We start from the raw sequence: 9672 nt of genomic DNA, 5'->3' as shown, positions 1-9672 counted from the left end.
ACACTGCTTACATTGATACTTTTGTTTAGCCTGCTTATTCATACCAAACTTGTATAGTTTATCAGAATTACAGCGTGGGCATTTTATATTAGTTTTGCTCATTGTTCTTCTCTCCTTTTCGAAGGGGGTATTATTTAGTATCGCAAACCTATTGTATTTCCTTGGGCTGAGAAGAGCAATGTTCATATAACTTAACAGATCGTTTTAAAAAGTAGGGGGAGAATCATGAAGAGAAATAAGTTAAAAGGGATTATAGCAGTAGCTATAGCGCTGACTTTAAGTGTTACATCATTAATCGGATGCGGAAATCAAAATGCAGGAACTGCAACAGATGAAAATGTTACATCTGAATCAATTTTAGACTCAGTAATAAGTGTAGATACTGTATTAAAGAATGCTAAGCTTGAGGGTGAAAAAGCTGATGTAGCAGGAACTGTATTAAGTACAATGGTATTATTTACACCAGGAGCTGCGGCTCATGGTAATCCATTAGTAAATGGTGGTCCAGATTGGTCAATGCAACCATTAATATTCGATTATTTATGTGATTACAGCTCTCAACCAGAAAAAACATTTAAACCTTCATTATTAGAAAGTTATGAGTTTGAAAACTGTGTATTAACTATGAAATTAAAAGATGGTCTTAAATGGAGTGATGGTAGTGCTATTACTGCAGATGATTTAATGTGTAATCTATTTATAGAAATGACTGTAAATAATATAGCGTACTACGCTGAATCAGTAACTAAAGTAGATGATTTAACGGTAGAAATAAAGTACAACAAGGACTCTGCTTTATTACTTGATTATGTATTAAAATCACCTTTGATGTACCCAGCTGAAAACTATGGTGAATTTGCTAAGGTTTTTGAAGAACAATTTAATAATAATAGAGAGCTTGATGAGAATGGAAACTTTAAATTCACTGCTGATGGAGATTTAAAGGTTGCTGAAGCTACTACAAATCTTAATAATTACTTACCAGGTTTAATGAGTATAAAATGTTCAGGAGCATATGTTCCAAAGACAATGACATCAGCTGAAATTATATTTGAACAAAATCCTTATTATAGAGTACCACTTTATATAGAAAAAATTAGAGGTATAAGACCAACTAGTACAGAATCAAATGCATTAGCAATTTCTAATGGGGACTATGATGCAGAAGGTATGGGATTATCTCCAGATTTAGCTCAAAAGGTAGCTGAGAATAATGCAGATACAATAAGACAAATGGTAGTTCCAGAGTTTAGTTCTTTAGGTTTCTGTATGAATACTCAAACATACCCAACTAGCGATGTAAATGTTAGAAAAGCAATAGCTTATATCATTGATTCAGCTCAAATAGCTCCAGTATCTGAACCAGGAATGGTAAAAGGGGATGAGTATGCAGTTGGACTTCCACCTTCAATAAGAGATAAGTACCTAAGTGAAGATTTCTTAAATACATTAGATAATTATGATGTTAACTTAGAAAAAGCAGCTGAATGCTTAGAAGCTGCTGGATGGAGCAAAAAAGGTGATAAGTGGGTTGATGCTAATGGAGAGAGTCCAGAAATCATAGTAGCTGGTGTTGGTGAATATCCTGCATATGTTGTAATGGGTGAAGCAGCAGCAAATATGTTAACATCATTTGGATTAAATGCAGTATTTACACCGAAAGAAGCAGCAGCATATACCGATTATGCAACATCTGGACAAGGACATATGGTTATAGATGGATTTGCTTCAGTAACTAATACTCAACATCCATTTGAAGCTTATAACACAATTTGGTGGTATGGGAAAAGAGGGATGAACTTAGTATTCCCAGAACAAGGTAAATTAGTTTGGAAAAATGATGAGACTGGAGAAGAGTTCCAATACTCAGATAAAATGACAGAGTTATTTGACGCAGCAAATGATGAAGAAATAACAGCTGTGACAGAAGAATTTGCACAATTTTTTAATGATAATGTATGGTTTATTCCTGTAACTGAAAAGTACTATGTATTTAGAATTCATAATCCAAAGCTTTCAATGGCTGAAGCTCCAACAGGAGAACAATTAAGTGACTTCTATTGGTCAGGTACAACTAGTGCTCTTATAGGAAAGATGATAAGAGGAGAAGAATTATATTACATTAAATAATTATTTATAAAAAGTTAAAGTAAATAGGGCTGTTAGTTAACAGCCCTATATTTAGAATTAAGAGGTGATTTGACATGAAAAGATTAGCTACTTGTCTTGCAACAATGCTAGCTTCGCTATTATTAATATTTTTCGTAATACAAGCAATGCCAGGAGATCCAGTCGATACATTAACGCAAGAATATATGAGATCAAGTCAATTATCATATGAACAAGCTTATAACAAAGCAAAATTAGCTTTAAATTATGACCCAGATGAACCGGTAGTTGAGAGATTTGTATCATATGTAAAGGGAATTGCAACAGGAAATTTAGGACAATCTATGTCTTTTAAGGAATCGGTATCTAAAATAGTTTTAGGGGCACTACCTTGGACATTACTTGTATGTTCAATATCATTATTACTATCATTTACTGTAGGAGTAATTCTAGGAATTTATGTAGCTTGGAAGAGAAGTAAGTTATTAGATGGTGTTCTTACTGGATATCAAGCAGTTCTAGGATCTATCCCAGATTATATAGTTGCATATTTATTAGTTTTATTATTTTCATTAACACTTGGATTATTTCCATCAAAAGGTGCATATGACTCATCAGTTACACCAGGATTTAACTTAGAATTTATATTAAATGTATTAAGTCATGCAGCATTACCAATTTTAGCATATTTCTTAACTACATTAGCTGGATGGATAATGGGAATGAAAGCAAACTGTATGTCAGTTTTAGGTGAAGATTATATAAATTATGCAAAAGCTAGAGGTATATCAAATAAACGTATTATATTTAGCTACTTAGGAAGAAATGCAATGCTTCCGATGGTAACAAGCGTTGCTATATCATTTGGAATGATGTTTGGAGGATCACCTTTAATAGAAAATTTATTTGTTTATCCAGGTGTTGGATATTACCTAACTACAGCTATTTCAAGGAGAGATTATCCTCTTATGCAAGGAATGTTCCTAATGATAATTGTAATGGTATTATTATCAGGATTATTTGCAGAATTCTTGAATACTAGATTAAATCCAAGATTAAGGGAGAAATAAGATATGAATAGTACAGCAAGTGTAAATAAAATAAAAACCTTTGAAAAAGAAGGAACATTTTTAACATCGCTAAAGGAATTCTTTCAAGTAATTTGGAGAAATAGGATGGCGAGAGTAGGATTTTTAATTTTAGTATTTTTCTTATTACTTGCTATTTTTGGACCAATGGTGGTACCTGCACCGGAATCAAACTACTTAGCAAGATTAAAACCACCTTCTGCAGCTCACCTTTTAGGAACAGACTATGCAGGAAGAGATATTTTAGCGTTATTTATAAATGGATCAAGATCAGTTTTACTAGTTGCTTTTTATGCAGCATTATTTTCAATAGTATTTGCATGTGGAATTGGTATAACAGCAGGTCTTGTTGGAGGAAAGGTTGACGAAATATTAATGTTAATAACAAATATAGTTTTAACAATGCCAACTTTACCTGTAACAATGGTACTTTCAATGGTTATAAACGTAAGTAATGATATATTATTTGGATTAGTATTAAGCCTATGGTCATGGGCTGGTCTTGCAAAAGCTATAAGATCTCAAGTACTTGTAATAAGGAATAAAGATTTTATTGAAGCAAGTAGAGTAATGGGAATAAGCACAATTAACATTATTATAAAAGATGTAGTACCAAATATAACTTCATTTATAGCTATAAATTTCATAGCGATAATGAAGGGAGCTATAATGACATCAGTTTCATTAATGGTTTTAGGATTAGTTCCTTTTAAAGGCAGCCACTGGGGAATGATGATACAGATGGCAATGTCACAATCAGCAGTTTTATATGGTGGTCTTGGACCAATAGTTTATTTTATGACACCTATTATGGGAATAGTTTTATTCCAATTAGGATGTTATTTCTTCGCAAATGGGTTAGATGAAGCAATGAATCCAAGATTACGTAAATAGGGAGGGTACATTATGAAACCTTTAATAGAAGTTAAAAATCTTACAATAGAATTCTTTTTGAAAAATGGAAAGCTAAGAGCATGTGACAATGTTTCTTTTACGATATATAAAAATGAAGTATTAGGTGTAATAGGTGAAAGTGGAAGTGGAAAATCAACTTTAGCTTCAGGGATATTAAATCTTGTACAAGCACCTGGAAAGATAACATCGGGAGAAGTTTATTATTATGATGAAAATGATAAGAAAGTTAATTTATTAGAGTTAAGCACTGATGAGTTTAATGAATATAGATGGAAAGAGATAGCTACAGTATTTCAAGCAGCACAAAATGCTTTAAATCCTGTATTAAAGATAAAGGAGCATTTTATTGAAACTGTGTTAGCTCATGATCCAGGAAGAACAGTTGAAGATATTACAAAAAAAGCAGAAGAGGTATTAAGATACGTTAGACTAGATACTAATGTGCTTGAATATTATCCACATCAATTAAGTGGTGGAATGAAGCAAAGAGTATTAATAGCTTTAAGCCTTGTATTAGATCCAAAGGTAATATTACTTGATGAACCTACAACGGCTTTAGATGTTATAACTCAATGGTATATATTAGATTTATTAAAAGATATTCACGAAAGACTAGGAGTAACTTTAATATTTTTAACTCATGATATCTCAGTTATATCAGGGGTAATAGATAGAATTGCAGTTATGTATGCTGGGGAGCTAGTAGAATTTGGTGAAGTTGCAGATGTATTTGAAGAACCATCTCATCCATATACTAAAGGGTTATTAAATGCAATACCAACATTAAATGATGACGTTACACAACGTAAAGCTATACCAGGAAATCCTCCAAACCTTACTCAAGAATTTAATGAATGTAAATTCTCACCACGTTGTAGTATTTTTTTAGCTGGTGAATGTAAGGGAAGTAGAGAAAAGACTAAAGTAATGTACTTTGTAAATGATACTAAATGCACTAGATGTTATGAATTTGCAGAACGTCTAACTACAGTAAAGTCAGAGGAAGGTGCGTAAAATGAGTTTATTAAAAATAGATAATATAAGCATAGAGTTCGATAATAGAGTTAATAAAAAGGAAAAAGTTAAAGTATTATCTGATATCAACTTAGAGGTTGGAGAAGGAGAAATTGTAGCGGTAGTTGGAGAAAGTGGATGCGGAAAAACTACATTAGGTAAATTAATTGTTGGAATCCATAAACAAACTAAAGGAAATATATTATATAAAGGAAAAGATATAAGTAAGCTAAAGAGAGCTGAGTTTAAGGATTATAGATTAGGAGTTCAGATGGTTCATCAAGATTCTTTTGCTGCTTTAAATCCAAATAGAACAATATTCCAATCTTTATCTATGCCGTTATTACAGCATAAAATAGCTAAGAATAAAGCAGAAGCTGAGAAAATATTAAAAGAATATTTTGCTGAAGTTGGATTAGTTCCACAAGAGCAATTCTTATATAAATATCCTCATCAATTAAGTGGAGGACAAAGACAAAGAATTTTACTTGCAAGAGCATTATCTGTTAAGCCTAAATTAATAGTTGCTGATGAACCTGTATCAATGGTTGATGTGTCATTAAGAATTTCACTTATAGATTTAATGACTAAGATGAATAAGAAGTACAATATATCTTTTGTTTATATAACACACGATTTAGCAACTGCAAGATATATCGCTAAAAATGGAAGACTTGTTGTAATGTATTTAGGGAAAATTATTGAGTTAAATAATATATATGATGCTATCGATCATCCTAAACATCCATATTTCCATGCTTTACTTGCAGCGGTACCTCAAAGTGTTGGAAAGAGGTCCGATGGAGGTTCTAAAGAGTTACCTTTAAGAACTTTAGATATGCCGAGCATAATTAATCCACCATCAGGATGTAAATTCCATACAAGATGTCCTTACTATACAGAAAAGTGTGAAAAAGAAGAGCCAGAACTACTTCAATATAAGGGAGGATATGTAGCATGTCATCATGTGGAAAGGATAGAAAGAGAAAGGGAAAAAGTAAAAGAAGTGATATAGATTTAACATCTATACTTACATTTATAAAACTTATACAAGCTATAGGTTGTGGAATGTTAGGAATATCAGTTTTAGGATTAATATTAGTAGGGAAAAATCCCTCAGCACAAGTTCTTTATATTATGGTTATAGTAGTAAATTTGATAATAGTATTTGGAGGATTATTTCCTATAAGATATTTAACCAATAAGGTTAGTAATGAAAAATGAGCAAAAAATTGATTGAAGAAGAGATAAGGAAATTAGATATTCCTAACTTTAGTTTATCTAATAAAGATGCTAGCATTGAATGCAAAAAATTGATGAAATATTTTTCAAGTATATTTGAAAAAGGAATAATAAGTGGACAACATTGCAATAAAGCAACTATGCCAGATATTGAATATATAAGAAGAGTTACAGGAAAGGTTCCAGCTATATTGGGGTTTGATTTTCTAAGTTATTCAGGGGGAGTAGAAACACCAGAAAGTACATTTGAATGTATAGATGAATTAGTTAACAATAAAGGAAGTGTAGAGGCTGCTTTATATTGGGGCAAGAATACTAATGCAATAATTACTTTTTGTTGGCATTGGTTTTCGCCTTTGAATGGTAAAGATAAAAGTTTTTATACAAAAAACACAAGTTTTAATCTTGTTAAAGCGCTCATTGATGGAACGGAAGAAAATTTAGCTTTGATTAAAGATTTAGATATGATTGCTTGTGAATTAAAAAAATTTAAAGACAATAATATACCTATACTTTGGAGACCACTTCATGAAGCTTGTGGTGGTTGGTTCTGGTGGGGAGCGTATGGAAAGGAAGCTTATATTAAATTATATAGATTAATGTATGATAGATACACTAATTATCATAAGTTAAATAATTTAATATGGGTATGGAATTCCCCAGATAAAGAGTGGTATCCAGGTGATGATGTAGTAGACATAAATAGTGCAGATTATTATGCACCATTAGGAGATAATAGTCCATTAGTAGAACAATATAATGATTTTTATAATATTCCAATTAGTAAAAAGCCATTAGTATTAGGAGAGAATGGGCCAATACCTAATCCAAAACTTATAAGAGCATCAAAAGCTTTTTGGCTTTGGTTTATGACTTGGAATAATGTATCAGAAAAAATTGTATGGAACTCAAATGATGTTTTAAAAAGATTTTTTAATGATGATTTTTTAATAACTCTTGAAGATTTACCAAAGTTAAGGTAGTTTAAGAGGTTTACGGGAGGAGATTTTTATGAAGGAATCTAAAAATGCTTTAGAGTTAGCTTTACATCTTTTTAAGATAGGAGAACTAATAAGAGATATGGATGAAAAGATTAATAATGAAAATGATGATGAGTTAAAAAGAATATATATAAATGAAAGAGAAGATATGTATAGTACTCAAATAGATATGATTCATAAGTTAAGATCATTAAATATATAATCTAAAAACCCCATGGACAAGAATCCATGGGGAAAATTTTTGGGGTAAATATGAAGATTATTTAATTATGAAAGGAAGAGTTAGAACCATAGATGTCCCTTTACCTTCAATGCTGAATATTTCTAATCCATAATTAGACCCATAATTAAGCTTTAATCTTCTATTTATATTTCTTAAAGCAATACCTTTAAAGTTATTATTTTTATCATTAATATAGTCGTTTAGATTATCACGAGTAGCTTCATCCATACCTATACCATTATCAGATATAGATAATAATAAATTATTATCTATTTTTTGTCCCTGAATTATTATTTTACCATCACCACTACATTCGCTAAGTCCGTGATATATAGAATTTTCAATTAAAGGCTGGATTATCATTTTAATTATCTCACAGTTTAATAATTCATCAGGAACTAGATTTTGGATAGTAAATAACTGGTCAAAACGTATTTTCTGTAGATAAATATAGTTGTTTATTATTTCTAACTCCTTATCTAGTGTGACTGTATTTATTTTTCTATTCATACTGTATCTTATTATCGAACCAAAATATTCTGCCATGATAGATGTTTCTAAATCATCGTTAAGCTCAGCCATCATATGAATAGATTCTAATGTGTTATATATGAAGTGAGGATTAACCTGATTCTGTAATTGTCTTAGTTCTAATTCCTTTTGTTCAATCTGATTTTTATAATTTATATTTATTAAGTCATTTATACGGCTTTTCATTGCGTTATAAGAATTAATTAATGAACCTATTTCATCGTCTTTATTATATAAGATAGTAGAGTTAAGATTTTTTTCTAAATTATTTGCCCCCATATTAACTATTAAGGATTTTATTGGGTTAAATATTCTTCGTATAAAGAATATATATAAAATTATAGTTAGTATTAAGAAGAAAATTAAGTTTATAAAAAATAATATTATATATAAACTATTAACTCTAAATACTTCAGATTTTGGCATAGTATTAGTAAGAATCCAATTAGATTCAGGAATATAATTTTTACAGTTAACATATTTTATTCCTTCGGTTATATAGCTAATTGTGGGCTCTGAACTTTTATAATCTGTGTTAATAGAATAGTTATCTATAATAAAATCTTTATTGGTAGTCATTATCAGATTACCATCAGAATCATGGATAGAAATAACTTGTCTATTAAAAGGTAAATCGTTAGTTAATAGGTTTAAAAAGTTTTCTACAGGTACTGTCACAAGGATTAAACCAGTAGGTTGATTTGTTGTTAAATCAATAATCTTCCTAGTTAATGCTATTAATTTAGTAGAGCTATCAATTTCGATATCAAATATATTATTTTCAGTTATATTTGTAAAAATATTAGTTTGGCTATCTGATAATAAAGCTTCTTGAAACCAATTTTCTAAGGTTGGATTGATTAATTTAAAGTTTGAACTATTTCTGCTGGAGAAAACTCCACGACCTTTTAGGTCATATATATAAGCTCCGTTTATAGAATCATTTTGGATTAACATCATTTCACAGATATATTTTAAATAGTTATAATCAGTAATTTCACTATTGTTATTATCATTTAGAATAGCATTAAGTTTGCTTACTTCTGGGATAAGTAATGGGTATTTAGATACATCAGAAATATTGTTAAGTTTTTCTATTATCTGTTGGCTCAGACTTGAATTGAAATTTTTAACTACTTTTTCTGTTTTGTTAAATTCATATTTAGAATATGAATATAAGTTTAATGAAGTAGCTAAAAAATATATAACATACATAAAAATTAAAATAAATATAGTGAGTCTTTTAATTGATAAATTCATTTTAAACATAATAATTGCCATCCCATAGAGTTAAATATGATTAGAAATTTTATTTAATTTAATTATACATAATATAGTAAAAAAAATAAAATTTATTTAAAAAGTAATATATTTAAAAATGTAAACATTTAATGTATAATTTTAGTATGAATTATACTATAATTTATAAGGAATCTGTTAAGTTGATATGAAAAAATAGCTTGATTTTTCATAGAATTGCTCGCTCTTTGAAAATTATATAAGTTTGAATTTTTTATTGTATGGTAAACAAACCTACAATAAAATTGAT

At 29.7% G+C, this 9672-nt stretch carries 10 protein-coding genes; 8 read left to right on the top strand and 2 right to left on the bottom strand.

Annotated elements, in window-relative coordinates:
- Positions 1-102 (bottom strand): IS1 family transposase (locus H8S10_RS17025; protein ID WP_347707662.1); only part of this gene is annotated, 102 nt, incomplete at its 3' end.
- 123 nt (positions 103-225) lie between these two features.
- Here H8S10_RS17025 and H8S10_RS17020 point away from each other — a divergent pair.
- The 8 genes from H8S10_RS17020 to H8S10_RS16985 all read left to right on the top strand — a co-directional run bounded on the left by H8S10_RS17020 (position 226) and on the right by H8S10_RS16985 (position 7571).
- Complete coding sequence (locus tag H8S10_RS17020) at positions 226-2130, top strand: ABC transporter substrate-binding protein (protein WP_186839664.1); 1905 nt, start codon at positions 226-228, stop codon at positions 2128-2130.
- Positions 2131-2204: 74 nt separating this feature from the next.
- Complete coding sequence (locus tag H8S10_RS17015; RefSeq protein ID WP_186839663.1) at positions 2205-3179, top strand: ABC transporter permease; 975 nt, start codon at positions 2205-2207, stop codon at positions 3177-3179.
- Positions 3180-3182: 3 nt separating this feature from the next.
- Positions 3183-4091, top strand: a complete 909-nt coding sequence (locus H8S10_RS17010; RefSeq protein ID WP_186839662.1) for an ABC transporter permease — start codon at positions 3183-3185, stop codon at positions 4089-4091.
- A 12-nt stretch (positions 4092-4103) separates the two neighbouring features.
- Positions 4104-5126, top strand: a complete 1023-nt coding sequence (locus H8S10_RS17005) for an ABC transporter ATP-binding protein (protein ID WP_186839661.1) — start codon at positions 4104-4106, stop codon at positions 5124-5126.
- Between the two features lies 1 nt (position 5127).
- Complete coding sequence (locus H8S10_RS17000; protein WP_186839660.1) at positions 5128-6141, top strand: ABC transporter ATP-binding protein; 1014 nt, start codon at positions 5128-5130, stop codon at positions 6139-6141.
- Positions 6084-6350 carry a hypothetical protein gene (locus H8S10_RS16995; protein ID WP_055264419.1) on the top strand — a complete coding sequence of 89 codons (267 nt, stop codon included), beginning with the start codon at positions 6084-6086 and terminating at the stop codon, positions 6348-6350. The genes H8S10_RS17000 and H8S10_RS16995 overlap by 58 nt, the downstream gene beginning before the upstream one ends.
- Entirely contained in the window at positions 6347-7351 is a 1005-nt protein-coding gene (locus H8S10_RS16990) for a glycosyl hydrolase (protein ID WP_186839659.1), read from the top strand. Before H8S10_RS16995 ends, H8S10_RS16990 begins: the two co-directional genes overlap by 4 nt.
- Before the next feature lie 28 nt (positions 7352-7379).
- Positions 7380-7571: a hypothetical protein gene (locus H8S10_RS16985; RefSeq protein ID WP_186839658.1), complete on the top strand. Its 192-nt coding sequence runs from the start codon at positions 7380-7382 to the stop codon at positions 7569-7571.
- A gap of 57 nt (positions 7572-7628) precedes the next feature.
- Here H8S10_RS16985 and H8S10_RS16980 read toward each other — a convergent pair whose 3' ends face one another.
- Positions 7629-9392, bottom strand: a complete 1764-nt coding sequence (locus H8S10_RS16980) for a sensor histidine kinase (protein WP_243175900.1) — start codon at positions 9390-9392, stop codon at positions 7629-7631.
- Between the last annotated feature and the right edge of the window lie 280 nt (positions 9393-9672).

It is taken from the genome of Clostridium sp. NSJ-49 (assembly GCF_014287725.1).
GTDB lineage: Bacteria > Bacillota > Clostridia > Clostridiales > Clostridiaceae > Clostridium > Clostridium disporicum_B.
The sequence above is the reverse complement of the archived record's forward strand: the minus strand, read 5'-3'. Positions and strand labels throughout refer to the sequence as shown.

What these genes read in the sequence shown, in the direction of transcription:
- H8S10_RS16990 (WP_186839659.1), top strand. Translation starts at nt 6,347, where the DNA reads ATGAGCAAAAAATTGATTGAAGAAGAGATAAGGAAATTAGATATTCCT.
- H8S10_RS17020 (WP_186839664.1), top strand. Translation starts at nt 226, where the DNA reads ATGAAGAGAAATAAGTTAAAAGGGATTATAGCAGTAGCTATAGCGCTG.
- H8S10_RS17000 (WP_186839660.1), top strand. Translation starts at nt 5,128, where the DNA reads ATGAGTTTATTAAAAATAGATAATATAAGCATAGAGTTCGATAATAGA.
- H8S10_RS17005 (WP_186839661.1), top strand. Translation starts at nt 4,104, where the DNA reads ATGAAACCTTTAATAGAAGTTAAAAATCTTACAATAGAATTCTTTTTG.
- H8S10_RS16980 (WP_243175900.1), bottom strand. Translation starts at nt 9,392, where the DNA reads ATGTTTAAAATGAATTTATCAATTAAAAGACTCACTATATTTATTTTA.
- H8S10_RS17015 (WP_186839663.1), top strand. Translation starts at nt 2,205, where the DNA reads ATGAAAAGATTAGCTACTTGTCTTGCAACAATGCTAGCTTCGCTATTA.
- H8S10_RS17010 (WP_186839662.1), top strand. Translation starts at nt 3,183, where the DNA reads ATGAATAGTACAGCAAGTGTAAATAAAATAAAAACCTTTGAAAAAGAA.
- H8S10_RS16995 (WP_055264419.1), top strand. Translation starts at nt 6,084, where the DNA reads ATGTCATCATGTGGAAAGGATAGAAAGAGAAAGGGAAAAAGTAAAAGA.
- H8S10_RS16985 (WP_186839658.1), top strand. Translation starts at nt 7,380, where the DNA reads ATGAAGGAATCTAAAAATGCTTTAGAGTTAGCTTTACATCTTTTTAAG.